This window comes from Shinella oryzae (assembly GCF_023038235.1).
Classification (GTDB): domain Bacteria; phylum Pseudomonadota; class Alphaproteobacteria; order Rhizobiales; family Rhizobiaceae; genus Shinella; species Shinella sumterensis.
Genome location: NZ_CP081988.1, coordinates 1320578 through 1347481, shown reverse-complemented (window position 1 = coordinate 1347481; position 26904 = coordinate 1320578). Strand labels below are relative to the sequence as shown.

Here is a 26904-nt window from a genome sequence, read left to right as displayed (position 1 = left end):
CGTCCGAATTCATCCTGGAGAGGGTGCAAAATGAACATCTCCCGTTTCTTCGTGGATCGCCCGGTCTTTGCCGGGGTTCTATCGATCCTCATCGTGGTCGCAGGCCTGATCGGCATGCGCGCCCTGCCGATTTCCGAGTATCCGGAAGTCGTTCCACCATCGATCGTGGTGCGCGCCGTCTATCCCGGCGCAAACCCAGTCGTCATCGCCGAAACCGTCGCCACGCCGCTTGAAGAGCAGATCAACGGCGTGGAGGACATGCTGTACATGAACAGCCAGGCGACGTCGGATGGCGTGCTGACGCTGACGGTCACCTTCAAGCTCGGAACCGATCCCGACAAGGCCCAGCAGCTCGTCCAGAACCGCGTTTCGCAGGCCGAGCCGCGCCTGCCCGCGGAGGTCCGCTCGCTCGGCGTGACCACGGTCAAGAGCTCGCCCGACTTCATCATGGTGGTGAACCTCGTCTCGACGACCGACCGCTACGATGTGACCTATCTGCGCAACTACGCCACGCTGAACATCAAGGACCGGCTCGCGCGCATCGAGGGTGTTGGGCAGGTGCAGGTCTTCGGCGCCGGCGACTATGCGATGCGCGTGTGGATCGATCCGCAGAAGGCCGCTGAACATGCGCTGGCTGCGAGCGATATCAGCAACGCCATCCGCGAACAGAATGTGCAGGCGGCCGCCGGCATCATCGGCGCTTCCCCGACGCCAAATGACGTCAACCTCCAGCTCAACGTCAATGCCCAGGGCCGCCTGCGCACCCCGGAGGAATTCGGCAACATCATCGTCAAGGCCGGGCCTGAGGGACAGATCACCCGCCTGAGGGATGTCGCGCGCGTCGAACTCGGTGCCGCCGACTATACGCTGCGCTCGCTGCTCGACGGGCAGCCGGCCGTCGCCGTCGCCGTGCTTCAGGCGCCGGGGTCCAACGCCATCGAAATCGCCGACAGCGTGCGTGCTACGATGGACCAGCTCCAGCTCGCCATGCCCGACGGCGTGAAGTACGAGATCGTCTACGACACGACGGAATTCGTGCGAGCCTCCATCGACAAGGTCGTGGATACCCTGCTGGAAGCCATCGCACTTGTCGTGCTCGTCGTCATTCTCTTCCTCCAGACCTGGCGCGCCTCGATCATTCCGCTGCTCGCCGTACCCGTCTCGATCATCGGCACCTTCGCCGTCATGTATGCCTTCGGTTTCTCGGTGAACGCGCTGACGCTGTTCGGCCTCGTTCTCGCGATCGGCATCGTGGTGGACGACGCGATCGTCGTTGTCGAGAATGTCGAGCGCAACATCGAAAACGGCCTGAGCCCGCGCGACGCCACCTACCGGGCGATGCGTGAAGTATCCGGTCCGATCATCGCGATTGCGCTGGTGCTCGTCGCCGTCTTCGTGCCGCTGGCGTTCATCAGCGGCCTGTCCGGCCAGTTCTACCGCCAGTTCGCGCTCACCATCGCCATCTCCACGGTCATCTCGGCCATCAACTCGCTGACGCTGTCACCGGCTCTTGCCGCGCTGCTCCTGAAGGATCACCATGCGCCCAAGGATTGGCTGACCCGTGTGATGGACGGCCTGTTCGGCTGGTTCTTCCGCGGCTTCAACCGGGCATTCGGTGCGGCCGGCAACGGCTATGGCCGCGGCGTCGGCGCGCTGGTGAACCGCAAGTCGCTGGTCATGCTGGTCTATCTCGCCCTTGTCGGCGCGACCTATACCGTGTTCAACGCCGTGCCCGGTGGCTTCGTGCCGGCGCAGGACAAGCAGTACCTCGTCGGCTTCGCCCAGTTGCCCGACGGCGCGACGCTCGACCGCACGGAAGACGTCATCAAGAGAATGAGCGCGATTGCGCTGGAACAGCCGGGCGTGGCGCATGCCATCGCCTTCCCGGGCCTGTCGATCAACGGCTTCACCATCGGCTCAAACTCAGGCATCGTATTTGCGGTTCTCGATGATTTCGACAAGCGCAAGACTCCGGATCTTTCCGGCGGCGCCATTGCCATGCAGCTGAACCAGAAGTTCGCCGGCATCCAGGACGCCTTCATCGCCATGTTCCCGCCGCCGCCGGTCAACGGTCTCGGCACGACAGGCGGCTTCAAGCTGCAGATCGAGGACCGTGCAGGCCTCGGCTATGCGGCCCTGAACGAAGCGACGCAGGCCTTCCTCGGCCAGGCATACCAGACGCCGGAGCTGGCGGGCCTGTTCTCCAGCTTCCAGATCAACGTGCCGCAGCTCTATGCCGATCTCGACCGGGCGAAGGCCCAGCAGCTCGGCGTGCGGGTGACGGATGTGTTCGAGACGCTGCAGATCTATCTCGGCTCGCTCTATGTCAACGACTTCAACGCCTTCGGCCGGACCTACAGCGTACGCGTACAGGCGGATTCCGCCTTCCGCGCCAAGCCGGAAGATATCGGCCAGTTGAAGGTGCGGTCGCAGTCGGGCGAGATGATTCCGCTGTCGGCCCTCCTGAAGGTCGACGCGACGACGGGGCCCGAACGCACGACGCGGTACAACGGCTTCCTCGCCGCCGACATCAACGGCGGACCCGCGCCGGGCTTCTCCTCTGGCCAGGCGCAGGCTGCCATCGAGAAGATCGCGGCGGAAACGCTTCCCGCAGGCATCGACTTCGAATGGACGGACCTGACCTATCAGCAGATCCTGGCCGGCAATTCGAGCATCGTCGTCTTCCCGCTGGCGCTACTGCTCGTCTATCTCGTGCTTGCAGCGCAGTATGAGAGCCTGACATTGCCGATCGCCATCATCATGATCGTTCCGATGGGCGTGCTCGCGGCGCTTGCCGGGGTCTGGTATACGGGCGGCGACAACAACGTCTTCACCCAGATCGGCCTTGTGGTGCTGGTGGGGCTATCGGCGAAGAACGCCATCCTCATCGTGGAATTCGCCCGCGAGCTGGAATTCGAGGGCCGAACCCCGGTGCAGGCGGCCATCGAGGCGAGCCGCCTTCGCCTTCGCCCGATCCTCATGACCTCCATGGCCTTCATCATGGGTGTCGTGCCGCTGGTCCTGTCGACCGGCGCGGGCGCGGAGATGCGCGCCGCCATGGGTCTTGCCGTGTTCTGCGGCATGATCGGCGTCACCTTCTTCGGCATCTTCATGACGCCGGTCTTCTACGTGCTGCTCCGCCGGATCGCGGGCAATCGCCCGCTTATCCAGCACGGACGGTCGACCATGTCCGGTGACGAGCCGGAAGGCACGCCCGCGGTCCAGCACTAAGCGCAAACGAAAAGGCCGGGTTCATCCCGGCCTTTTTGCGTCCGCCTCAGTCGATCGGAACATAGGGCAGCACCTCGATCGCGCCGCGATAGATCATGTCGAGCGAGACATAGAGGATGATGGCAAGGCCGATATAGGCGATCCAGCGGTGCTTGTTGAGCAGGCGGGCGATGAAGTTGGCGGCAATGCCCATCAGCGCGATGGAGAGCGCAAGGCCGACGATCAGAACGCTTGGATGTTCACGCGCCGCACCCGCAACGGCCAGCACATTGTCCAGCGACATCGAGACATCCGCGACGACGATCTGCGTCGCCGCCTGAAAGAACGTCTTCTTCGGCGCGCCTTCGGCCGGCAGGCCTTCGGCATCCGTGTGGCCGCTGCGCAGTTCGCGCCACATCTTCCAGCAGACCCACAGGAGAAGAAGCCCGCCGGCCAGAAGCAGGCCGATGATGGCCAGAAGATGCACCGCCACGGTGGCGAAGATGATGCGCAGCACCGTCGCTGCGATGATGCCGACGAGAATGGCCTTCTTGCGCTGGGCGGGATCAAGCCCCGCCGCCGCCAGACCGATCACCACGGCGTTGTCCCCCGCCAGCACCAGATCGATTGCAATCACCTGCAAAAGCGCCGTCAGCCCGGCAGCCGTCAGAATTTCCATGCGTCATACCTCAAATGTCGCGGTTCGCCACCGGGCCATCCCTGCCCGGGCAATACGGATCAGTGCGCCCCGGACCGGCATTTTGCAAGATGGTCGTGGCTGCGGCATGAAGATTGCCGTTCATCGGCAAGACGCTCCGTTGTCGCGCAGCCCGCATTTGACTATCTATCGTCCTCCGACGCTTTGTCGGTCACGGCAGGAATTTGCGAGGATACGGCTATGGACATGATCTTTTCACCCGTGCTGACTGTGTGCGGCATCGATGAACTGCCCGGGCAGCGCGACCGTGCCGTCACCCATGTCCTGTCCATCGTCGACCCCGATCTGCCGGAGCTTGAAGCTTTTGCGAGCTATGCGCAGCATCATCGCACGACGCTGCGCTTCCACGACATCATATCCGCGATACCCGACCGGGTGATGCCACACCCCGATCACGTCGCGGCTGTGCTCGCCTTCGGCAGCGATTTCCTCGCCCGCCAGGAACAGGACGCGCAGAGCCACCTTCTCGTTCATTGCCATATGGGCATATCGCGCTCCACGGCCGCCATGCTGACCCTGATGGCGCAGGCGAACCCGGATGAGGAAGCGGAAGACCTGTTTCGGCGGCTCGTCGACATCCGTCCACAGGCCTGGCCGAATTCGCAGATGATCAGCTTTGCCGACGAGCAGCTCGGCCGCGGCGGCGATCTGACAGCCGCCCTGCGCCGTCACTATGGAAGGCAGCTCCGCGTCCAGCCGAAATATACGGAATGGATGACCATGCTCGGCCGGGAGGCAGAGCTGCGCATGGCGCTCACGGACTGATCATCTCGCCATGAGCCGAGGCGATCCCGCTTCGGCCGGAAATGCCTCAGCGCCGGCCCCGTGGGCGCGTGGCCAGCACGTTGCGGATCGAGAAGCTGGAATGAATGCGCTGAACACCAGGCAGCGCAGACAGGATTTCCTTGTGAATGCGCTCGAAGTCGCCGGCATTGGCCACCTCGACGCGCAGGAGATAGTCCGAACCACCGGTCATCAGGAAACATTCGCGGATTTCCGGGTGGCGGCGCACCGCTGCCTCGAAGCGATCCAGATGATCCTCTGTCTGGCGCTCCAGCGTGATATTGATGATGACGGCTATGGTGGCCTCGGCGTTTCCGGTATCGACAAGCGCCGTGTAGCCCCTGATGACGCCGGCCTTTTCCATCAGCCGGATGCGCCGCAGGCAGGCGGAGGGCGACAGCCCGACCTCGGCGGCGAGTGCCGCGTTGCTCATGCGGGCATCGAGACGCAGAAGCCGCAGAATATTGCGATCGATCGTATCGAGAGCGGCCATGCCAGATTGTTCCGAAAAGTCACCGTTCCTTCCAACAATCATGCACGCACGCAACAATCAAGCACACATCGACCGGAAATTCTGCGATCGTTTCACTAGGCTTCGAGAAAAGCTCGGGGGACGGGTATGGACGGCATGACATCACGAGACATCAGCGCGGAGATCGACGGCGCCTCCGGCTATCTCACCATCGATCTGGCCGCGCTTGCTCGCAATTACGCGCGGCTGGCGCGCGACGTCGCCCCGGCGCGTGCGGCGGCGGTGGTCAAGGCCGACGCCTATGGTCTCGGCGCCGACCGGGTCGCGCCGCGGCTCTATGCGGAAGGCTGCCGCCACTTCTTCGTCGCCCAGTTCGTCGAGGCGTTGCGGCTGCGTCCGCTGCTGGCAGATGATGCCCGCATCTTCGTCCTCAACGGCCTGCTGCCCGGCAATGAAAGCGCCTGCGCGCGCCACGGCATCGTGCCCGTCATCAACTCGCTTGAGCAGTGGCGGCAATGGGCCGACGCGGCGAAGGCTGCGGGCCGCATCCTTCCCGCCGTCCTCCAGTTCGACACCGGCATGTCGCGCCTCGGCGTGCCGCCGGAGGAGCGCGAAGCGCTCGCGGCTCTGGTGAAAGCCGAAGCGGGGATCGCCGTGCTGTTCGTGATGAGCCATCTTGCCAGCGCCGACGACGCGGAGAGCGCGCAGAACGCCAGCCAGCTTGCCGAGATGCAGGCCATCGCCGCCGCCTTCCCGCAATTCGACCTGTGCTTTGCCAATTCCGGCGGCATCTTCCTGGGCCAGCCCTATCACGGCGTGCTCGCCCGCCCCGGTATCGCGCTTTACGGCGGCGCGCCCGTTTCAGGCCGGGCGAACCCGATGGAGCCCGTCGTCAGCCTCGACGTAGCGGTCGTGCAGACCCGCACGGTGCAGGTCGGCGCGCGCGTCGGCTACAGCGGCACCCATGTCGTGACGGGCGAGACGCGACTTGCCACCATCGCCGCCGGTTATGCGGATGGCCTGCCGCGCAGTCTCTCGGGCCGCGGCGCCGTCTATTGCGACGGGGTGCGGCTGCCCATCGTGGGACGCGTCTCGATGGACAGTATCACCATCGACATCTCCGCACTTCCGCAGGGCCGCCTCACGCTCGGCAGCCGTGTCGAATTGCTCGGACCCAACCAGACGCTGGAGGATGTGGCCCGCGACGCCGGTACCATTTCCTACGAGATCCTGACCGGTCTCGGAAACCGCTACCAGCGCATCTATCGCTGACACCGTCTCCTTCCTTCGAGGGCATCATGAAAGTCATCGTTCTCGGCGCCGGCATCGTCGGTGTCACATCCGCCTACCAGCTTGCGCGCGCCGGTCACGACGTGACGGTCGTCGACCGCCAGCCCGGACCGGCGCTCGAGACCAGTTTCGCCAATGCCGGCGAGGTCTCCTTCGGCTACTGCTCGCCCTGGGCCGCGCCGGGCATCCCGATGAAGGCGATGAAATGGCTGTTCATGCAGCATGCACCGCTTATCCTGCGCCCCAAGGTCGATATGGCCATGCTGTCCTGGATGGCGCAGATGCTGCGCAACTGCACGTCCGCTCGCTACGCGCTCAACAAGAGCCGCATGCTGCGTCTGGCCGATTACAGCCGCGTCGCGCTTGCCGCACTGCGCGAGGAGACGGGCATCTCCTATGACGAGCGCATGCAGGGCACGCTGCAGCTCTTCCGCACGCAAGCCCAGCTCGACGCGTCGGCGAAGGACGTCAAGGCGCTCGCCGCTGATGGCATTCCCTATGAGGTGCTCGACCCCGCAGGCTGCATCCGCGTCGAGCCGGCGCTCGCGCATGTCCGCGAAAAGATCGTGGGCGGACTGCTGACACCGAAGGACGAGACCGGCGACTGCTTCAAGTTCGCCAATGCGCTTGCCGCCAAGGCGGCTGCACTCGGCGTTGGCTTCAACTATGGCAGCATCATCCGCGGGCTCGATGTGGAGGCGGGACGCGTGACCGGCGTCGTCACGGCGCATGGCCGCATCGAGGCCGATGCGGTTGTCGTGGCGCTCGGCAGCTTCTCTCCCCTGCTCGTGCGCCCGCACGGCATCCGCCTGCCGGTCTATCCGGTCAAGGGCTATTCGCTGACCATCCCGATCACAGACGAGACGCGCGCGCCGGTCTCCACCGTGATGGACGAGACCTACAAGATCGCCATCACGCGGCTCGGCGACCGCATCCGTGTGGGCGGCATGGCGGAAATCTCCGGCTATACCAACGATCTCGGTGAACCGCGCCGCCTGACGCTGCAGCATTCCGTCACCGATCTCTTCCCCGGCGGAGACGTGTCCAAGGCGAGCTTCTGGTCGGGTTTGCGCCCGATGACGCCCGATGGAACGCCCGTCATCGGCCCGACGAAGGTCGCCGGCCTCTACCTCAACACGGGCCACGGCACGCTCGGATGGACGATGAGCTCCGGCTCGGCCCGTGTGATCGCCGACCTCGTCTCCGGCAAAAAGCCGGAGATCGACGCCACTGACCTCGCCGTCGCGCGCTACGCCTGACGGCGCCGACGCCGCCACCCAACTTTCCGGCGCGGGTGGCGGCGTCGATCCACGAACCAAGATGAACTTCATACGCGCGCTGCCCGCCATGACGCGGGCGGATCGAGGCGAGTGATGCTGGCGACAGGCGTTCTTGCGGTGTAAGCATGCGTGATGCAGGGCTCGATCTATATATTCGTGAAGCGAAAGCTGATTAGCCACGGCGTTGATCGGACGCCCGACGGACGGGTTACGATTGAGAACAAACACCTCTTTTTGGGCTTCGTTCGTCTCGAGCGCGCGGTCAGGATTGCCGATTTCGACGCCGTGCAACGCGCCGTAAAGATAATAGACGGTCGCGCAAACGCGCTGGGCAAGCGGCACCTCATCGTGTTCGCGTACATGTACCTCTACTTCTCCGACGCAACTCCGAAGAAGACCCTTGCGGACGTCAAGGCAGACGATGGGGGCGTTGTAAGGACGGTCGAGTACCGACGCGCTGTCACACCCGAAGAACGGCTGATCGGCGATTGGGGCCAGCTGTGCTTTGCGCGGTATGGGGACAGCCTGCTTCGAGCCGTTTACGCCTCGGCGGTTTGAAGACGGGCAGGGACCGTGATCGTCTGAATCACGCTCCTCGAATGTCAATCCGAACCCGGCGCCTTTTCAGACGCCGGGCTCGGAAGCTCGATATCGTTTGTTGTTTCAGCCGACCTGAACCAGCATCTTGCGAGAGACGGTGACCAGGGAGGCGCCGAGCAGCGCGGCGAGTGCCGAGAAGAGAAACACGCCGGCAGGGCCTTGCAGTTCAACGATCAGGCCGCCGAGGATCGCCCCCGTCGAGATGGCGATCTGGAAGGTCGTTAGGGTTGCCGCACCAGCGCCTTCCGCCTCGTCACCCGCAGCACGGCTGATGAAGGACTGGACGCTGACCGGCAGGGCGCCGAATGCGAAACCCCAGGCCGCCGTAGCGACGGCAGCGATGACCGGTGATACGCCGAACAAGGCAAGTATCAATGCTGTCACCGCGACGCCGCTTGCCGCAAGCGTGATCGACAGACGTGTGCTGCGCTCGGCGATGAAGCCGCCGGCAATGTTGCCGAAGAAGCCGCCAATGCCGAAGGCAAGCAGGATGGCGGTGATCATTTCGACGCCGAAGTGTGGCACGAGTTCGAGGTAGGGGCGGATGTAGGTGAAGCCGGCAAAGTGTCCGGTAACGACCAGCAGGATTGTGGCAAGCCCGAGCCGCACCGCGGGCCGCCTGATGACGCGCAGGATCGTGCCGAGGCTCGTCGTGCCCTTGGGCGGCAGCGGCGGCACGGTCAGCAACTGCGCGAGGAAGGTAACGACCCCGACCGCGGCTGCCAGAAGAAAGGCATACCGCCAGCCGAGGGTGGCGCCGATCCACGCGCCGAGCGGTGCCGCGCAGACGGTGGCCAGCGATACGCCGGACATCACGATCGCCATGGCGCGCGGCATCAGCCGGTCGGGCACGAGCCGCATGGCAAGCGCCAGTGACATGGCCCAGAAGCCGCCGAGTGCGATCCCCAGCAGGACGCGCGCGACCAGCAGGACAAACAGGCTGGAGGCAAAGCCTGCGATCAGGCTCGATATGACGAGCAGGCCGGTCAGTGCCAGCAAAACGGTGCGCCTGTCGAAGCGCCCCGTGCCGATGACGATCGCCGGTCCCGCGAATGCGCCGACGACGGCCGTCGTGGTGACGGATTGTCCGGCCGCGCCGATGCTGACACCGAGGTCCGCCGACATCGGCGTCAGAAGGCTCGCCGGCAGGAATTCCGCCGTCACCAGGCCGAAGACGCCAAGCGACAGGGAAAGCACGGCTCCCCAACGGGCCGCCCGCTCGTCACCGCTCGTGTGCGAGGACGTTGATACAAAATCCATTTTTCCATCTCCAATGAAGGTGGCAAAAAGGTAGGCGTGACGGATCGGAGTTTCTATGCTAAGAAATCCATAAAACTATGCCGTTTCTCCAAATTGCGGAGTGTTCGTTGAGTGATGCCTTGAGCGAAATTTTGCGCGGCCTGCGCCTGGACGGTGTGGAGTACGGGCGATGCCAGCCTTCGGCGCCTTGGGCAACGGCATATCCGTCGCAGGAACCTGCCCGGTTTCATTTTCTCGCCGCCGGCTCCGCCTATCTCCAGACACCGGATGGCGAGTGGATGGAACTTGCTGCCGGCGATGCGGTCCTGTTGCCGAAGGGCGATGCCCATGTGCTGGCCAGCAAGCCGGGCGTCCCGCCTGTCCCTGTGAACGACCTGCCGAAACGCCAGCTTTGCGACGGCATCATCGATCTGCAATGCCCGTGCAGCGACAAGAACAATCTCATGTTCTTTGCCGTCATGCGCTTCAATGTGGACCGGATGCATCCGCTCCTGCAGCTTATGCCTTCGGTCATGCGCACCAGCGACCTCTCATCGAACGAGCCGTCTATCCCACCGCTTCTCGACGCCATGATGCGAGAGGTGGAGATGAACCGCGTCGGCTCCGGCGGTATTCTGGCGCGGTTGGCCGATGTGTTGACGGCAACGATCATCCGCACCTGGGTGGAACATGGCTGCGGGACAGCGACGGGCTGGCTGGCCGCGGTGCGCAATCCGGACATCGGCCGTGTCCTTGCCGCCATCCATCTGGAGCCGGCTCGCGGCTGGACGATCGCCGAGCTGGCAAAACTCATGGGCGCGTCGCGCTCCGGCTTTGCCCAGCGTTTCGTCGATGTGGTGGGCGAGACCCCGGCGCGTTACATCGCAAGCATGCGCATGCATCAGGCGCATCAATGGCTGAAAGAGGGGCAGCGCGTCGCCTCCGTCGCCAATCGTCTCGGCTACGATTCCGAGGCCTCCTTCAGCCGCGCCTTCCGCAAGATGATGGGAGCGCCACCCAGCCATTATCGCAGCAAGCCTGCCATGGGCGATGCCGTCCTGCGCTGAAACCGCGTCGGGCGCGGCGGCTCCGTAGGACGTCTTCAGCTCCATGCAAAAGGATAGACTGAACCGCGGAATCCTGCCTTCGGTACTGCGTTTCTACAGACCCAGCGCGATGCCGTCCTTGCGCGATTCCGAGCCGCCGATCAGCGTGCCGTTCTCCCAATCGATGCGGATTGCCTGTGCCCCGCCGATCGGTCCTTCGGCCGGTACGAGCGAGAAGCCGCGTTGTTCGAGTTCGCTTGCGGTGGCCGCCGGTAGCGTGTGTTCGGCTTCAACGAGCGTGCCTTCGGACTTTGGAATGAGACGCGGAAGGTCGATCGCCTCCTGCAGGTCCATGCCATAGTCGAAGACCTTGGAGATGAGATGGGCGTGGCCCATCGCCTGATAGTAGCCGCCCATGACGCCGAAGGGCATTTCCACCCGGCCGCCGCGCGTGACCATGCCGGGGATGATGGTGTGCAGCGGCCTCTTGCCAGGCGCCACCACGTTGGGATGGCCCGGCTTCAAGGAGAAACTCTGACCACGATTGTGCAGCACCACACCGGAGCGCGGCGCGACAAGGCCGGTGCCGAAGCTGTCGAAGACCGAGTTGATGAAACTGACGGCATTGCGGTCGCGGTCCACCACGGAAATATAGACCGTGTCACGGTGCAGCGGCATGTCGAAGGCCGGCAGGTCCGTCAGCGCGCGCTTCAGGTCGATCATGCCGGCGAGCCGGTCGGCGAGGGCGTCCGACAGCAACTCCTCGACAGGCACGTACGCTTTCTCCGGGTCCGCAATCCAGGCGTCGCGCGCCGCATAGGCAAGCCGTGTCGCCTCGATTTCCAGATGCAGCCTGTCGGGCGACTGCGGATCGCCCTTGGCGTTGAAGCGAGAGAGGATGTTGAGGATCAGCAGCGCGATGATGCCCTGGCCGTTCGGCGGGCATTCGTGGATGGTATGGCCGCGGAAATCCGTGGTGACGGGCGTCACATAGTCGCCCTGCGCAGCGGCGAAATCCTCCAGCGTGTGCAGCCCGCCGAGAGAACGCAGATAGGACACGATGTCTTCCGCAACCGCTCCCTTGTAGAAACCGTCACGCCCCTCGGCCGCGATACGCTTCAATGTGGCGGCAAGTTCCGGCTGATGGTGTACCTCGCCGATCCCGGGTGCTCGCCCCTTCGGCAGAAAGATGCGTGCCGCGGTCGGCTCCGAGGAGAGCAGTTCCTCCTCCAGCTGCCAGTCGTGATGAACCCGCGGGCTGATCCCATAGCCTTCCTCGGCAAAACGGATGGCCGGCGCCAGGACGTCGGCGAAGGGCATGCGGCCGTGATCGGCATGCAACCTCGTCCATGCATCGATGGCGCCTGGAATGGTCACCGCCGAGGGCGAGTGCCGCGGCACTTCGGCAAGCCCGCGCTCGGTGAACCAGTCGAGTGTCAACGCCGCTGGGGTGCGGCCGGAGCCGTTATAGGCGACCACCTTGTCGGAGCCGCCGGCCGCGTACAGCACGAAGCAATCGCCGCCGATGCCCGTCGAGCCCGGCTCGACGACGCACTGCACGGCAGATGCCGCAATCGCTGCATCCATCGCATTGCCGCCGGCCGCCAGGATCTGCAGCGCGACGAGCGTTGCGGAGGGATGCGATGTCGCCGCCATCGCATGGCGGGCGACGGCAACCGAGCGTGTCGGCTTCTCGAAGTTGCGCATTCCTATGTTATCTCCTCGTTGGCAAGGGGCGCGTCGCGTTTTGCCTTGCCGGATGTTTCACCATCTTCGTACATATAGACGCACGACGCTCAGCGCCGGGCGGGACTTGCGAATTCGGCCAGCAAGGGCGCCGTGCCGAGAATGTGCTCCTGCATGATCTGATCTGCATGAACCGCATCGCCCGTCGCCAAAGCACGGATCAATCGCTCGTGTTCCTCGCGTGCCGACAGGGGCTTATCGACGTAGTCGAACCAGAAGCGCATGTAGGGTTCGATCACGACATGCAGCGCGTTGATCTTTCGGATCAGATTTGGCCGGCCGCTTAGCATGTAGATGAGTGCATGGAACTCCTGGTGCCGGACGACCCAGTCGCTGCTGCCGGTCTGGCCGGCGCGTTCCATGCGATCCAACAGCCGGTCCAGATCGAGAAAGGCGTCGGCGTCCATTTTCGGCACTGCCAGGCGCACCGCCAGGCCCTCGAGCACGGACCTGATCTCGAACGTCTCGTAGATCTCGTCGAACGTCAGACCCGCCACAATGCATCCACGGTTCGGGCGAAGCGTCACAAGCCCTTCCGCAGCCAGACGGCGGAAAGCTTCGCGCACCGGCATGCGGCTCATGCCGATCTCAGCCGCGATTTCCTCCGGTATCAGGCGATCACCCGGCTTGTAGCGGCAAAGCCTGAGGCCTCGCTGGAGGTGGAGATAAGCTTCTTCTTCGGCTGTGGACGGGCTCTGCTCTAAAGAGGCGGTCAGGAAGGTCATGGAAGCACGTCATGGATTTTTGTATCCACTTATCCAATCATCGCGCCTAGACATCGTCAAGATGGTCAAGCGGAACCTTGGCGATTCATTCCGCCGGGTAAAGCAGCGTAGGGCTTCGACGCGGATCACAAGGGGGTTTACAGGCGCGCGATTTCCCCGGAATCTCGCCTCTAGCGGGATGCGAATGTCGGAAATCGCCGCCCGAGCGCCGTCGCGGTCAGCCCCACACCCGCCGGATTGCGTCCAATGCGGCCGATATCGCGGGGTCTTTCGTGCGGGCCTCCAGGCAAAGGAAGCTCAGTTTCGTCGAGATCCTGACGTTTTCAGCGATCACAAGGCCATGGGATTGTTGTTCGTGAAGCGCTATCGATTCCCGACAGAGGCTCAAACCGATCCCGGTCCGCACCATGGCAACCATCGATGCCTCCTGGTCGACTTCGGCGACGATGTTTTGCCGAAGGCCGAGATTGGTGAACAGGCGCGTCAGCAACCGGCTATGCACGGAAGCCTGCGGCGTTCCAATCCAGGGGAGGGATGCAAGCTGCGTCCAGTCAGCCTCCCTTACGAAACCGGCGAGGGATGGTGGCGCGACGACGCGATAGGTCAGTTGAGCCAGTTCGCGCGCGTGAAACAAAGGTGCAGCGCCTTCTGCTGACATGTCCGACGATGGGTCGTGATCTCTGGGATCGCCAAGATAGAAACCGGCGTCCAGCTCGTTCCGCCGCAAGCCCTCCGCCACATCTCCGCTCATGCCATGCCGTAGTGTCGTCTCGATACCCGGTCCGCTTTCGATCAGTGCGTTCAGAAACGCACCCAGGCGGGTAAATTCCGGATCGATGATCGTGCCGATCCTGAGCTTTCCGCGCACGCGGGTCGCCAAATGTCCGGCCGTCTGCCCGAAGTCCGTGAGGGCCGCGAGGACTTGCTCCGCCTTGGCGGCGAGCAGGGCTCCTTCCTGCGTCATTTCCAATCCGGTCGACGTGCGCCGGAACAAGGTGAGCCCGGTCTCCCTGGCGAGGCGCTTCAACTGCAGCGTAACGGCGGGCTGGGTGACATACAGTTCCTCGGCGGCGCGCGTGACGTTTCCGGCCCGTGCGACGGTCACGAATGCCCTCAATGTTTTCAGATCGACCGTATGAAGCATATTAGTTTCACTTATAATGCATCATGTGATTTGTCATTGGATTTCCGTTTCATTCCTCCGCTATTTCCTGATGTGGAAACGAGGAGACGGCTGTGATGATGAAAGATGTCAGCGAACATTGTGCCCATAGGCCGGTCCGCCGGAACGGGTGGACGGCCCGATGACACGCGCACCTTCCCCGCCGTCCGATTATGTGTTCGATTACATCATCATCGGAGGCGGTTCTGCCGGCTGCCTGCTTGCCAACCGCCTCAGCCTCGATCCCGCGCTGCGCGTGCTGCTGCTGGAAGCCGGCCGCAAGGACGATTATCCCTGGATCCACATCCCGGTTGGCTACCTCTATTGCATCGGCAATCCGCGCACCGACTGGCTTTATAAAACCGAGCCGGATGCCGGCCTGAACGGGCGATCGCTGCGCTATCCGCGTGGCAAGACGCTCGGCGGCTGCTCCTCGATCAACGGTATGATCTATATGCGCGGTCAGGCGCGCGACTTCGACGGCTGGGCGGCGATGACGGGTGACGACGCCTGGTCCTGGCAGAATTGCCTGCCCGATTTCAAGGCGCATGAAGATCACTACCGGCTGGACCATGGCGCGGACCCGAAGACTGGCGACAACAGCCGGTTCTCCGACATGCACGGCCATGGTGGCGAATGGCGGATCGAGAAGCAGCGGCTCAAATGGGATATCCTCGAATCCTTTGCGGAGGCGGCTGTCGAGGCCGGGATTCCACGCTCGGACGATTTCAACAGTGGCGACAATGAAGGCGTCGGCTATTTCGAGGTCAACCAGCGCTCCGGCTGGCGCTGGAACACGTCGAAGGCTTTTTTGCGCCCCGCGAAAAACCGTTCGAACCTGACGATCTGGACGCAAGCCCATGTCGAACGACTGAGCTTGGAAACCGACGGTTCCGGCCGCAAGCGTTGCGCCGCTGTCATGGTCCAACGGCAGGGGCGGAGCGCAGAGGTCCGTGCCCGCAGGGAGGTCATTCTCTCCGCCGGTGCAATCGGTTCGCCGCAAATCCTGCAACTCTCGGGTATCGGCCCGGCCGGGCTGCTGAAGCATCATGGCATTGAGGTTGCGCACGACCTGCCGGGCGTAGGTGAGAACCTTCAGGACCATCTGCAGATCCGCGCGGTCTTCAAGGTCGGCAATGCCAGGACGCTGAACACACTCGCCAACAGCTTGGTCGGCAAAGCGATGATCGGGCTCGAATATGCGTTGAAGCGTAGCGGTCCCATGAGCATGTCTCCCTCGCAGCTCGGGGCCTTCACGCGGTCGGATGACAGCCAGGCCCACGCCAACCTGGAGTATCATGTGCAGCCGCTCAGCCTGGACGCCTTCGGCGAACCTTTGCACGACGTACCCGCCTTCACCGCGAGTGTGTGCAATCTCAATCCGACGAGTGTCGGAAGCGTGCGCATTCGTTCCGGCAGTGCGTCGGATGCCCCGGCCATTGCGCCGAACTATCTCAGCACGGAAGACGATCGCAAAATTGCCGCCGAGAGCTTGCGGCAGGTGCGCAGGATCGTATCGCAGCCGGCATTGGCTAAATATCAGCCTGAGGAATGGAAGCCCGGCGTGCAGTTCCAGAGCGATGATGAACTGGCGCGCCTTGCGGGTGATATCGCCAACACCATTTTCCATCCCGTCGGAACGACGAAGATGGGCCGTGACGACGATCCGATGGCGGTAGTGGACAGCCGGCTGAAGGTGCGTGGAATCGAGGGGCTGCGGGTCGTCGATGCCGGCATCATGCCGAAGATCACCAGCGGCAACACCAACGCGCCGACGCTGATGATCGCCGAGAAGGCGGCCGGCTGGATCGTTGCCGATGCGCGCGCCTAGAAAATTCGTGGGGAGGTAAGAGCAATGACATCGATCGCGCGTTCCGCGCTTCCGCTTTCCGGCGTTCGGGTGGTTGATTTCGGGCAATACATCGCCGGCCCGGCCGTGGCCATGATCCTTGGCGATCTTGGCGCGACCGTCGTGCATGTCGATCCGCCCGGCGGTCCGCTCTGGGACAATCCCGCAAATGCCATCCTCAACCGCAACAAGCTGATCGTCACCCTCGATCTCAAAACGGAGAAGGGGGTGGATGAGGCGAAAGCGCTGGTGGCCGAGGCCGATATTGTCGTCGAGAATTTCCGTCCCGGCGTGCTCGCCCGGCTCGGGATCGATTTTGCGGCGCTGCGCAAGGCACGGCCGGAACTGATCACCCTGTCGATCCCTGGCTTCGCCTCCGATGATGAGCTGCGCCGGGATTGGCGGGCCTTCGAGACGGTGATCGCGGCCTCCTCCGGCGTGTTCACGGATATGGGCCTCAACCGCGTGCTGATGGGCATCAATCCGTCTTTCTCGCCGCTGCCGCTCTCTTCCGCCTATGGCACAATGCTTGCGGCGTCCGCGACGGTGCTGGCGCTTCAGGCGCGCGAGCGCACCGGGCACGGCGATCACATCGAAGTGCCGCTAGCAAGCGCCGTCATGGAGGGGCTGTCCTACAATTCGATCCTGATAGACGACTATCCGCTGCGCTACCAGACCCAGCGCGAGCGGGAGATCGAGCGCCGGCGCGGCGAAGGCCTGCCGATGGACATGTCCTATGACGACCTCCAGGAGTTTCTCGATCCCTTCTATCGCAGCTATATGTGCGCCGACGGACGGATGTTCTACGTCGTTTGCCCCAGCCACAAGAACCATGCGAAGCGCTGCCTGCAAGCTCTCGGCATCTACGATGAACTGGTGGCCGAAGGACTGCGCGAGGAGGAAGACACCTATCTTCCGGTCTCGCAATGGTCGTCGGACGTGTCGCTGGGCGTCTATCCGCTCCCGAAATTCTGGGCCGACAAGATCGCGGCCCGCATGAAGGAAGTGTTCGTGACCAGGACGGCTGCCGAATGGGAGCGCGTCTTCGGGGAGGGGCTGTTTCCGGGTGCGCCGCAACGCTGGCTGAAGGAATGGATCGCCGACGATCACGCCAAGGCCGCCGGCCTGATGATCGAGGTCGACGATCCGATCCTTGGCCGCATGACCCAGCCGGGGCCGATGGCCTGGCTGCAGGAGAGTGCCGAAGCCATGCTGACGCCAAGCCCGAGGCGCTGGGGGGCCTTTGAGGACGCTCTGGCGACGCTTTCGGGCGTGGAGCGCCCGTCCTTGCCGGCGCCGTCGACCGACACCCCCGTGGGCTGGATGGACGGCGTCAAGGTTCTCGATCTGTGCAACGTGATCGCCGGTCCGCACTCGGTCGCCTATCTTGCCCGCTTCGGCGCGGAGGTGATCAAGATCGACCCGGCCAAGCCGCTCTACGATTGCTGGAACACCGTGATCTTCGGCATGTCGCACATGCGCGGAAAACAGTCCGTGCTGCTGAACATCGGTTCGCCCGACGGCCGCGTCGTCTTCGAGGAACTGGTGCGCTCCGTCGATGTCGTGGTCTGGAACGCCACCGACCGCCAGGTCAAGGCGATGGGGCTCGATGCCGAAAGCCTGAAGGCGCTCAACCCGCAAGCAATCTTCTGCCAGCTCGATTGCTTCGGCGGCGTTCGCACCGGCCCGCGCACCGACTATCTCGGCTATGACGACCTCGTGCAGTCGGCAACCGGCATCATGCTGCGCTTCGGCGGTTCGATGGACACGCCGGAGGAACATGCTCATGTCGGCACCATCGATGTCATGTGCGGCTTCGGCGCGGCGCTGGGCGTCGCCGCCGCCCTCTACCAGAAATCCAGAACCGGGATCGTCGGCCGCCCGCGCACATCGCTGTCGGCACTGACCGGCCTCGCCCAGATACCGTTCTGCTACGACTATGACGGGCGCGGCCCCTTCGACGAGCCGTCCGGACGCGAGACAAAGGGGTATCATGCCCTGTCGCGGCTATACGAAACGGCAGGCGGCGATCACCTCCTTTTGTGCGCCTCGGAAGCCGATCTCCCGCGATTCGGTAAGGTCGAAGGTCTGAGGGGGATTGTCGAGATGGCAGCATCCGATCGGCAAGCCTACCTGGCGAATGCCTTCATGACGGCACCGGCGGCAACCTGGCAGCAGCGCCTGCGGGACGCCGATATCGGCGTATCGCTCTGCGAGAACATCGAAACGATCCGAAGCCGCAGTGCCCGCATTGCCGACGGCACGCCGGGCATCGACCGGGGCAGCTATTCCTTCTCGATCTTCCGGGATCATCCGAGCGGACACACCGTCACGCAGCTCGACCCCTTCGCCATCCGTCCGGCTGTCGGCAAGGTGAAGGCTGTCGCTCCGGCGGAGAAGTACGGAGCCTCTACACGCGCCGTGCTACGGTCCCTGAACTACGTGGACGCCGAGGTCGACCGGCTGATCGCCTCCGGCACGATCAGCGAGACCTGGAGCGAGGAGTATCTGCCAAGCTAGAGAGAATGGGGCAGCGGTCGACGGGCACGCCACTTTCACGGGGAACGATCGCCCAGCTACCGTCGTTTGGTCATTCCACGAAACCGAGGATTCAGGAATGGCTTATATCGAGGCAAAGGACGGCACGCAGCTTCATGTGAAGGATATCGGATCGGGCCATCCCGTGGTGCTGATCCATGGCTGGCCGCTGACAGGCGATATGTTCGAGTACCAGTCTTTGGCACTTCTCGAGGCCGGCTACCGTGTCATCACTTATGATCGCCGCGGCTTCGGCCAGTCCGGACATCCGGCGGACACCTACAACTATGACGTCTTCGCTGACGATCTCGGCGCCGTCCTGGAAGGTCTTGATATCGACAAGGCGCATCTGGTCGGCTTTTCCATGGGGGGCGGGGAGATTGCCCGGTATCTGACGCGTTATGGCGCAGGTCGCGTTTCCAAGGCCGTTTTGATTGCCTCGGTCGTGCCTTACCTTCTCAAGGACACCACCAACCCTGACGGTGTCGACTCCAGTGTTTTCGCCGACATGAAGAAGCAAGTGCGCGAAGACCGCTTTGCCTTCCTCCAGAGCTTTGCCAAGACATTCTACGGTGTCGGTATCGTCAGCAAACCTGTCAGCCAAGGCGTTCTGGACTGGTCGTTCATCCTCGCCGTGATGGCGAGCCCCAAGGCCACGATCGACTGCATCGATGCATTCGGGCGCACGGACTTCCGGCCGGATCTCAAGTCCTTCACAGTCCCGACGCTGATTATTCACGGCACGTCGGACAAGACTGTACCGATTGATCCCGCCGGGCGCGCTGCCGCGAAGGGTATTTCCGGGGCGCAACTGATTGAGTACGAAGGCGAACCGCACGGCCTCTTCGCGACCGCACCGGATCGCCTCAATCGTGATCTGATCGAGTTCCTCGGCAAGCCGTGACCTGACGGGCTGCCGTGAAACCTCGGTATCGCGGCAGCCCGCTTGCGTTACAGGAAATCGTCTCGTCGCGGTGTGAATGTGTCGATCAGCAGGCCTTTCGTCAGCGCGACGACGCCGTGAACGAGGTTCGGAGCGACGATGAAACTGCTTCCGGCGCCTAGCCGCGCCGTGGCGCCGTCGACCGTGACGTCGAACGTGCCCTCGGCGACATAGCTGACCTGTGTATGCGGGTGGGAATGCGGCGCGCCGGTCGCACCTTCCTCGAAGCTGAAGGCGACGAGCATCATTTCCGGACGCTCGCTCAAGACCGCGCGGCGATTTCCAGGTGCGACTTCGGTCCAGGTCGTATGCTGGGGCAGGGAATAGAAGGACATTTCAGCCTCTCATCGCGCAAGCCAGCCGCCATCGACCGGCAGGATGGTTCCATGGACGTAATCGGATGCGGCACTCGCAAGAAAGACTGTGGCGCCCACCATGTCTTCCGGCCGCGCCCACCGGCCGGCCGGTATCCGCTTCAGGATATCGGCGTTGCGGTCGGCATCCGCGCGCAGCGCCGCCGTGTTGTTGGTCTCGACATAACCGGGCGCGATGGCGTTCACGTTGATGCCGCGCGCGGCCCATTCGTTCGCCAGAAGCTTGGTGATGCCGGCGAGACCACTCTTCGCCGCGGTGTAAGACGGCACGCGAATGCCGCCTTGAAAGGACAGCATCGACGCGATGTTGATGATCTTGGCCTTGCGTTCGGTGGCAAGCGCCGCCTTTGCAAACGCCTGGCAAAGAAAGAAGACGGACTTGAGATTGGTGTCGAGGACCGCGTCCCAGTCCTCCTCGGTAAAGTCGAGCGAGTCGGCACGCCGGATGATGCCGGCATTGTTGACCAGAATATCCGGCGCCGCGCCGGCTTGCAGCGCGGCGGCCATGACGCTTGCGGCACTGCCGATCTGCGAAAGATCGGCCGACACAGCGACAAATGTCCGTCCTGCCGCCTTCACCGCTGCTTCCGTGTCCGTCATGGCGGAGCGGCCGACACCGACGATATCTGCACCGGCCTTTGCCAGCCCGATGGAAATGGCCTGCCCGATGCCGGTATTCGCACCGGTGACGATGGCCCATCGGCCGGAGAGATCGAACGGGTTCATCGCAGGGCTTCCATCGGTACCTTGTCCATGTCGGTGAAGCTGATGTTATCGCCGGCCATCGCCCAGATGAAGGCGTAGCGTCCGGTTCCCGCGCCCGAATGGATCGACCAGCCGGGCGAAAGCACCGCTTCGTGGTTCTTCAGGACGACATGGCGCGTTTCGCCCGGTTCGCCCATGAAATGGAAAATACGCGTTGCCTCCTGCATGCCGAAATAGAGATAGACCTCCATGCGCCGGTCATGCACATGCGCCGGCATGGTGTTCCACACCGAACCCGGCTCGAATGTCGTGAGCCCGACCACGAGCTGGCAGCTTTCGCAGACATCGGGATGAACATACTGGTTGATGGTGCGGTGGTTGCATTCCTCCGCCGAACCCAGATGCACCTTCTTCGCCATGTCGCGGGTGATATGCACGGTCGGGCAGACGCGGTGGGCCGGCGCGCTCAGGACATAGAATAGCGCCGGCTCGGCCTCGTTATCGCTCGCAAAGCTAAGGGCGCCCGAGCCCTTGCCGACATAGATGGCTTCCTGAAAGCCGAGGGCGTAGTTCTTTCCGCCGACGCTGATCGTTCCCGCGCCACCGATATTGAGGATCGCGGCCTCACGGCGTTCGAGAAACTGGTCCGTGCCGGTCTCGGCGACACGGTCGATTTTGAGCGTGCCACCGGCTGGCACCACGCCCCCGACGATCATACGGTCGAGATGGCTATAGGTGAGATTGATCCGGCCCGGATGGAACATCGACTCGATGACGAAGCCGTCGCGCAGACCCTGGGTGTTGCGCCTTGCGGCGTCTTCAGGCCCGACGACCTGGCGAGTGGATACGGAGAGTGTCACGGCGTCTGCCTCTTTCTTTCGGGAATGAACATCAGTTGAGCACGACATATTCGGTGAGCTGGTTGATCGTCGTGTCGGCCTTGTCGACATCGAAGACCTTGGTGCCGTGGCTCATGATCACGAACCGGTCACAGACCTGGTAGGCGTGATAGATGTTGTGCGTCACAAGCACGCTCGAAACGTTCTCGGCCTTGAGCTTCAACACCTGGTTCAACAGCGCCTCGGTTTCGCGCACGGAGAGTGCGGAGGTCGGCTCGTCAAGCAGCAGGACGCGCTTCTTGAAGTGCACGGCGCGCGCGATGGCGACCGCCTGCTTCTGGCCGCCGGAGAGATTGCCGACCAGGGTGTCCGGGCTGTCGATGCCCGAGATATGCACGGCGTTCTGCAGGACCTCCATGGCGATTTCCCGCATTTCGGACTGCCGGAGAAGACCGAAACGGTCGGTGAGTTCGCGGCCCATGAAGATATTGCGGGTGATCGAGAGACTGTCGACGAGGGCGGTGTGCTGGTAGATCGTCTCGATGCCGGCATCCGCGGAATCGGACCGGCAGGTGAAGAGCGTCTTTTTGCCGTCCACGCTGAGATAGCCCTCGGTCGGCTTGTGGATGCCGGAAATCAGATTGACCGTCGTTGACTTGCCCGCGCCGTTGTCGCCGAGCAGCCCGACCACCTCGCCCTCGCCAATGTGGAAGCTGAGGTTACGCAGCGCCGTCAGCGCGCCGAAGCTCTTGGAGATGTTGTGCAGTTCGAGAAGATTGGACATCACGCCACGCCTCGCCGCTCGATGAGATGATTGAAGATGGCGGCCAGCACGATCAGCGTCGCGATGAACATGTCGAGATAGAAGCCGGGCGCCCGCAGGAGAAGCAGAACATCCGTGATGGTGTGAATGAGCAGCACACCAAGAAAGATGCCGATGATCGAGCCACGACCGCCGCGCAGCGAAAGCCCGCCGATAACGCAGGCGGCAATCGCCTGGAGTTCGAGACCGGCACCTTGGCCCGGCTGGACGCTGCCGACGCGTGCGGTGGCGAGGATGCCGGCCATGGCCGCCATGCCGCCGGCGACGGCAAAGGCAATCAGTTTCACGCGCCTGGTATTGATGCCGATGGCCTCGGCCGCAGCGCGATTGCCGCCCGTCGCGAACACGTGGTTGCCGAAGCGGTGGCGATGCAGCAGAAAATGAAAGCCGACCACCAACAGCACGATCCAGATGAAGGCGGCGTTGATGCCGAACAGCGTGCCGGAAAACAGGCTGGTGAAGGCCGGCTCGGGATCGAAACGCACCTGCACCGCACCATTGTAGAGAAGCACCGCGCCGCGCCAGAACAGCAGGCCGCCGAGCGTCACGATGAAGGACGGCAATCCGAAGCGGATCGTGATCTGGCCGTTGAGCAGCCCGATCAGCAGGCCGGTGACGATGCCGAGCGGGGCGGCAAGAAAGGCGCTGACACCGGCCCCGACCAAGCTCGCCATAAGCACGGCGGTGAAGGTGTAGACGGAGCCGATGGACAGGTCGAATTCACCCGCGATCATCAGCACGCCGGCGCCAAGCGCCAGGCAGCCGAGCACCGGGATTGCCTTCATGAGGATCGTCAGGTTCTGCGGCGAAAGATAGCGAAACTCGTTCGGATAAAGCAGCGCGCCGGCGATACAGACGATCTGCAACGTCATGAAGACGAGGAAGATCGCTCCAGCGGGCATCGCCATGATCTGCTTGAGAACGGATTGTCTTTGCGTGCGCGAGCGGTGCACGGCGTTGTCAGCAAGGATAGGTGTCACGGTCTGGCACTCGATTTTGGGGCGTGGGGAGCCGGCCGGGGTCTTCGACAGGCTCCCGCAACATCCGGTTAGCGGTAGCTGCCGATGAGCGGCTTGACCGAGCTGATGCGCGACTTGTCGAGGAAGGCGCCCTGTCCGGTATCGACGTCCGTCGGCGTCAGGCCGTACTTCTTGGCAAGCGCGATCTGGGCGATCGGATAGTAGCCCTGAAGGTAGGGCTGCTGGTCCATGGTCGCGAACATCGCGCCGGACTCGACTGCATTGACGATCTCGACGGCGAGATCGAAGCCGCCGAACGGGATGTTGACGCCGGCATCCTTTATGGCGCCCGCACCAACTGTCGAGGTGACCGAGCCCGTGCCGAACAGCGCCTTCACGTTCGGATTGGCGATCAGGAACTGCGCGATGATGTTCTGCGCTTCGGCCGGGTCGAGACCGGCACGCACCGTCTCGACCTTGATGCCGGCCTCCGTCATCGCCTTCTCGATACCGCCGCCACGCGCCACGGCGAAGCTCGCCTCCGGGATTTCGCGCGGGTTGAAGACGACGTCGCCGGATTTCAGGCCGAACTCCTTGATCATACGATTGCCGAGCTCGTAGCCCGAAGCGAACTCATCCATGCCGACATAGGCCTGTCGGCAATTGCCCTTGGCGCCGTCGAGGTCGTCATTGTTGAAGCCGATCACGATGATTCCGGCCTTTGTGGCTGCGCAGATGCTTTCGTCAAACGCGTCGGAAGAGGAGATCGCCACGGCGATTCCATCGACGCCGCTGGCGGTCGCGCTTTCGATCAGGTCGTTCTGGCGCACCGGATCGTTGTTGGCATATTGCACGTCGAGATCGACGCCGAACTGGCTGGCGGCGTCTTGTGCGCCCTTCACCACGGGATTAAAGAACTGGACACTTGGATCGAGGTAGATGATCATCGTGGCCTTGACGTCTGCGGCGAGCGCCGTCGATGCCATCATGGTGGCAACGCCGGCGGCCATTGCCGCGGCTTTCAACCTGGTCAACTTCATTTGCGTATCCTCCCTTTGGATGTGCAATGCGGGTCCAAAAGACCCAAGTCTCGGCTGGCGGGCTCCGACCAAAGATTTCGCCAGCCGAGGTTTTCCTCCTCATGACCGCAGGATGCGGCCCTGCTAACCGAACCAGGGCGCCGGGCGCCCGAGCGTGACATGCACGCCCTTGAACTGCGAATATTCGTCGAAGCCGTAGCGGCCGAGCTCGCGCCCGAGGCCGCTCTTCTTGTAGCCGCCGATCGGCATCTCCGGTGTGCCGTCGATGACGCTGTTGATCCAGCAGCGGCCGGCGCGGATACGGCGGATGCTTTGCAGCGCCCTTTCCAGATTGGTGGACCAGACGGAGGCCGACAGGCCGAATTCGGTGGCATTTGCCATCGCCACGGCCTCATCCGCCGTCTTGAAGGTCAGCGTCGAGAGCACCGGCCCGAAAATTTCCTCGCGGGCAATCGACATGTCCGGCGTTACCCCGGCGAAAACCGTCGGTGCGTAATAGAGACCGGCCTCCCTGCCGACCCGTTCGCCACCGAGCAGAAGTTTCGCGCCGGAGGCGATGCCGGCCTCGACATAGGAATGCACCTTCTGCGCATGCGCCTCCGATATCATCGCGCCGATCTTGGTGCCCTCGTTCAGCGGATCGCCGAAGGTGACATTGCGCGAGATCTCGAGCAGTCGTTCCATCAGCGCGTCGCGGACGCTTTCCTCGACCAGCAGGCGGCTGCCGGAAATGCAGCACTGGCCGGCATTGTGGTAGACGCCGTATGCGATGCCGTCGGCGGCGGCTTCGAGGTCCGCATCGGCAAAGACGATCTGTGGCCCCTTGCCGCCGAGTTCCAGCCCGACGCGCTTGACACTGCGCGCCGCGATCTCGCCGAGTTTGGTGCCGACCCGCACGGAACCGGTGAAGGCCACCATGTCGATATCAGGGTCTTCCGCCAGCACCTGGCCGGCTGGATCGCCGTAGCCGGTGACGACGTTGAACACACCGTCCGGGATGCCGGCCTCGCGTGCCAGCTCCGCCATGCGGATCGATGTGCCGGAGGTGAATTCCGATGGTTTCAGCACCACCGTGCAACCGGCGCCAATCGCCCACGGCACGCGCTCCGAGGCAATGATGAAGGGAAAGTTCCACGGTGTGATGATGCCGACGACGCCGACCGGTTCGCGCAGCACAAGGCCAAGACGGTCATCGCCGATATTGTTGTGGCTCTGGCCTTCCAGCGCCCGCGCCTGACCTGCGGCATACGACCAGAGGTCGGCGCAGAAGCCGATTTCGCCGCGCGCCTGATTGATCGGCTTGCCGACCTCCAGGCTCTCGGCCAGCGCCAGTTCTTCCTGATGCGCAAGGATGAGGTCCGCCACCTTGAACATCAGACGAGAGCGCTCGGCGCCCGACATGCGCGGCCACGGGCCGGTATCAAAGGCGCGGCGCGCGGCGGCAATCGCCAGGCGCACGTCATCCGCCGAGGCCTCCGGCCAGATGCCGACGACCGCGCCCGCGTGGCCCGGGCTCACGCGTTCGATCGTCTTGCCGGACGCCGCATCCACGGACTTGCCATCGACAAGCATCTGATAGCGGGCTTTACTGTTCAGCCGCGGGTCATGGGAATCGGGTGCTATGAAATTGGACAGCAATATCGTCTTCCGGCCGGCGGCAGCGCGCCAGCCCCTCCCTGTTGATCCGGTTCTAAGGCCACCGGATTTCTGTTGCGCATGAATTGTATGGTACTGTATGGTGGCTCAAAATGGATGTCAACGCATGGCGGCGGGAAAAGACGTGAACCTTGAATCCCTGAAGATCGACACCGGTGAAACCGCCGCAGCGCAGGTGGAACGAGATCTGCGCGAATCCATCATCCAGCTTGAACTCACCCCCGGCATGCGCCTGTCCGAACAGGAAATCGCCACACGCATGGGTGTTTCACGTCAGCCCGTGCGCGAGGCACTGATTGCGCTTGGCAAATCGAAGCTGGTGGATATCCGGCCCAATCGCGGCACGGTCGTCGTACGGATTTCGGCGCGTAAGATGATGGAGGCACGCTTCGTGAGAGAAGCGATAGAGACCGCCGTCGCCCGCCGCGCAAGCGAGGCCTTCGACAGCTGGACCCGCCGCAAGATCGATACAGTCCTCGACCGCCAGAAGGCGGCAATGGCGGCGCACGATCACAATGCCTTCCGCCGCGAGGACGAGCAGTTCCACATCGCGATCGCCGAGGGTGCGGGTTGCGGCCTTGCCTGGAGCGCCATATCGGACATCAAGGCGCATATGGACAGGGTCTGCAATCTTCAGCTCCGCCATCCCGATTCCATGGTCCGGCTGATTGCCGAGCACGAGGCGATCATAAACGCCATCGACACGCGCAACGCCGATGCGGCCGAGGCCGCCATGCGCGGTCACCTTAATGGCATCCTCGCCGACCTGCCGCAGATCGAGGCCGACAATCCAGACCTCTTCGAGTGAGCGGCCCGGCTGGACTGCGGTCAGGGACATGGCGAAGCAGCTCGCCGCGCCGACGTCGATGTGAAGGCATCAGCGATGCGGGGCGCGATACCGGGTGTC

Annotated in this window: 23 protein-coding genes; 10 read left to right on the top strand and 13 right to left on the bottom strand. The window is 63.4% G+C overall.

All coding sequences use genetic code 11. From position 1 onward, the window contains the following. The first annotated feature begins 30 nt into the window (after positions 1–30). Positions 31–3231, top strand: a complete 3201-nt coding sequence (locus K6301_RS22440) for an efflux RND transporter permease subunit (protein ID WP_247221066.1) — start codon at positions 31–33, stop codon at positions 3229–3231. 46 nt (positions 3232–3277) lie between these two features. Here the strand turns inward: K6301_RS22440 and K6301_RS22435 are convergent, their stop codons facing one another. After that, entirely contained in the window at positions 3278–3889 is a 612-nt protein-coding gene (locus K6301_RS22435) for a TerC family protein (protein WP_247221065.1), read from the bottom strand. 219 nt (positions 3890–4108) lie between these two features. Between K6301_RS22435 and K6301_RS22430 the strand changes: the two genes are divergently transcribed. Then, positions 4109–4693 carry a tyrosine phosphatase family protein gene (locus tag K6301_RS22430; RefSeq protein WP_247221064.1) on the top strand — a complete coding sequence of 195 codons (585 nt, stop codon included), beginning with the start codon at positions 4109–4111 and terminating at the stop codon, positions 4691–4693. A 46-nt stretch (positions 4694–4739) separates the two neighbouring features. Here the strand turns inward: K6301_RS22430 and K6301_RS22425 are convergent, their stop codons facing one another. After that, positions 4740–5204, bottom strand: a complete 465-nt coding sequence (locus K6301_RS22425) for an Lrp/AsnC family transcriptional regulator (protein ID WP_134650079.1) — start codon at positions 5202–5204, stop codon at positions 4740–4742. A gap of 126 nt (positions 5205–5330) precedes the next feature. On the opposite strand from K6301_RS22425, the gene alr reads away from it, so the two are divergent. The 3 genes from alr to K6301_RS22410 all read left to right on the top strand — a co-directional run bounded on the left by alr (position 5331) and on the right by K6301_RS22410 (position 8311). Then, positions 5331–6455 carry an alanine racemase gene (alr, locus tag K6301_RS22420; protein WP_247221063.1) on the top strand — a complete coding sequence of 375 codons (1125 nt, stop codon included), beginning with the start codon at positions 5331–5333 and terminating at the stop codon, positions 6453–6455. A gap of 26 nt (positions 6456–6481) precedes the next feature. After that, entirely contained in the window at positions 6482–7732 is a 1251-nt protein-coding gene (locus K6301_RS22415; RefSeq protein ID WP_247221062.1) for a D-amino acid dehydrogenase, read from the top strand. Between the two features lie 153 nt (positions 7733–7885). Beyond that, entirely contained in the window at positions 7886–8311 is a 426-nt protein-coding gene (locus K6301_RS22410; protein WP_247221061.1) for a hypothetical protein, read from the top strand. Positions 8312–8416: 105 nt separating this feature from the next. Here the strand turns inward: K6301_RS22410 and K6301_RS22405 are convergent, their stop codons facing one another. Continuing rightward, positions 8417–9613, bottom strand: a complete 1197-nt coding sequence (locus tag K6301_RS22405; protein ID WP_247221060.1) for an MFS transporter — start codon at positions 9611–9613, stop codon at positions 8417–8419. A gap of 107 nt (positions 9614–9720) precedes the next feature. Between K6301_RS22405 and K6301_RS22400 the strand changes: the two genes are divergently transcribed. Continuing rightward, a complete protein-coding gene (locus tag K6301_RS22400) occupies positions 9721–10659 on the top strand; it encodes an AraC family transcriptional regulator (RefSeq protein WP_247221059.1) in 939 nt (312 codons plus the stop codon). Positions 10660–10752: 93 nt separating this feature from the next. Here the strand turns inward: K6301_RS22400 and ggt are convergent, their stop codons facing one another. From ggt to K6301_RS22385, 3 genes are all read right to left on the bottom strand, one after another. Continuing rightward, positions 10753–12345 carry a gamma-glutamyltransferase gene (gene ggt / locus K6301_RS22395; protein WP_247221058.1) on the bottom strand — a complete coding sequence of 531 codons (1593 nt, stop codon included), beginning with the start codon at positions 12343–12345 and terminating at the stop codon, positions 10753–10755. 89 nt (positions 12346–12434) lie between these two features. Then, positions 12435–13109: a GntR family transcriptional regulator gene (locus K6301_RS22390; protein WP_247221057.1), complete on the bottom strand. Its 675-nt coding sequence runs from the start codon at positions 13107–13109 to the stop codon at positions 12435–12437. Between the two features lie 217 nt (positions 13110–13326). Beyond that, positions 13327–14253, bottom strand: a complete 927-nt coding sequence (locus K6301_RS22385) for a LysR family transcriptional regulator (protein WP_134650087.1) — start codon at positions 14251–14253, stop codon at positions 13327–13329. Positions 14254–14413: 160 nt separating this feature from the next. Here K6301_RS22385 and K6301_RS22380 point away from each other — a divergent pair, with 160 nt between their 5' ends. The 3 genes from K6301_RS22380 to K6301_RS22370 all read left to right on the top strand — a co-directional run bounded on the left by K6301_RS22380 (position 14414) and on the right by K6301_RS22370 (position 19562). Continuing rightward, on the top strand, positions 14414–16102 hold the full coding sequence (locus K6301_RS22380; RefSeq protein WP_247221056.1) for a GMC family oxidoreductase: 1689 nt from the start codon (positions 14414–14416) through the stop codon (positions 16100–16102). Between the two features lie 24 nt (positions 16103–16126). Beyond that, entirely contained in the window at positions 16127–18640 is a 2514-nt protein-coding gene (locus tag K6301_RS22375) for a CoA transferase (protein WP_247221055.1), read from the top strand. Positions 18641–18737: 97 nt separating this feature from the next. Beyond that, positions 18738–19562 carry an alpha/beta fold hydrolase gene (locus K6301_RS22370; RefSeq protein ID WP_247221053.1) on the top strand — a complete coding sequence of 275 codons (825 nt, stop codon included), beginning with the start codon at positions 18738–18740 and terminating at the stop codon, positions 19560–19562. Positions 19563–19609: 47 nt separating this feature from the next. On the opposite strand, the gene K6301_RS22365 is transcribed toward K6301_RS22370, so the two are convergent. The 7 genes from K6301_RS22365 to K6301_RS22335 all read right to left on the bottom strand — a co-directional run bounded on the left by K6301_RS22365 (position 19610) and on the right by K6301_RS22335 (position 25979). Then, complete coding sequence (locus tag K6301_RS22365; protein ID WP_247221051.1) at positions 19610–19936, bottom strand: cupin domain-containing protein; 327 nt, start codon at positions 19934–19936, stop codon at positions 19610–19612. A 9-nt stretch (positions 19937–19945) separates the two neighbouring features. Further along, on the bottom strand, positions 19946–20701 hold the full coding sequence (gene kduD, locus K6301_RS22360) for a 2-dehydro-3-deoxy-D-gluconate 5-dehydrogenase KduD (protein WP_247221050.1): 756 nt from the start codon (positions 20699–20701) through the stop codon (positions 19946–19948). Further along, positions 20698–21540: a 5-dehydro-4-deoxy-D-glucuronate isomerase gene (gene kduI, locus K6301_RS22355; protein ID WP_247221049.1), complete on the bottom strand. Its 843-nt coding sequence runs from the start codon at positions 21538–21540 to the stop codon at positions 20698–20700. Before kduI ends, kduD begins: the two co-directional genes overlap by 4 nt. Positions 21541–21571: 31 nt before the next feature. Continuing rightward, positions 21572–22303 carry an ATP-binding cassette domain-containing protein gene (locus K6301_RS22350; RefSeq protein ID WP_247221048.1) on the bottom strand — a complete coding sequence of 244 codons (732 nt, stop codon included), beginning with the start codon at positions 22301–22303 and terminating at the stop codon, positions 21572–21574. After that, positions 22303–23322, bottom strand: coding sequence for an ABC transporter permease (locus tag K6301_RS22345; protein ID WP_247221047.1), 1020 nt, complete (start codon positions 23320–23322; stop codon positions 22303–22305). Before K6301_RS22345 ends, K6301_RS22350 begins: the two co-directional genes overlap by 1 nt. 68 nt (positions 23323–23390) lie before the next feature. Continuing rightward, complete coding sequence (locus tag K6301_RS22340) at positions 23391–24341, bottom strand: sugar ABC transporter substrate-binding protein (protein WP_134650095.1); 951 nt, start codon at positions 24339–24341, stop codon at positions 23391–23393. Positions 24342–24464: 123 nt separating this feature from the next. After that, positions 24465–25979 (bottom strand): aldehyde dehydrogenase family protein, encoded by a 1515-nt coding sequence (locus K6301_RS22335; RefSeq protein ID WP_247221046.1) that lies wholly within the window; start codon positions 25977–25979, stop codon positions 24465–24467. Positions 25980–26103: 124 nt separating this feature from the next. On the opposite strand from K6301_RS22335, the gene K6301_RS22330 reads away from it, so the two are divergent. After that, the gene (locus K6301_RS22330; RefSeq protein WP_247221045.1) at positions 26104–26805 is read left to right on the top strand and encodes a GntR family transcriptional regulator; all 702 of its coding nucleotides are present in this window, start codon (positions 26104–26106) and stop codon (positions 26803–26805) included. Positions 26806–26904: the final 99 nt, after the last annotated feature.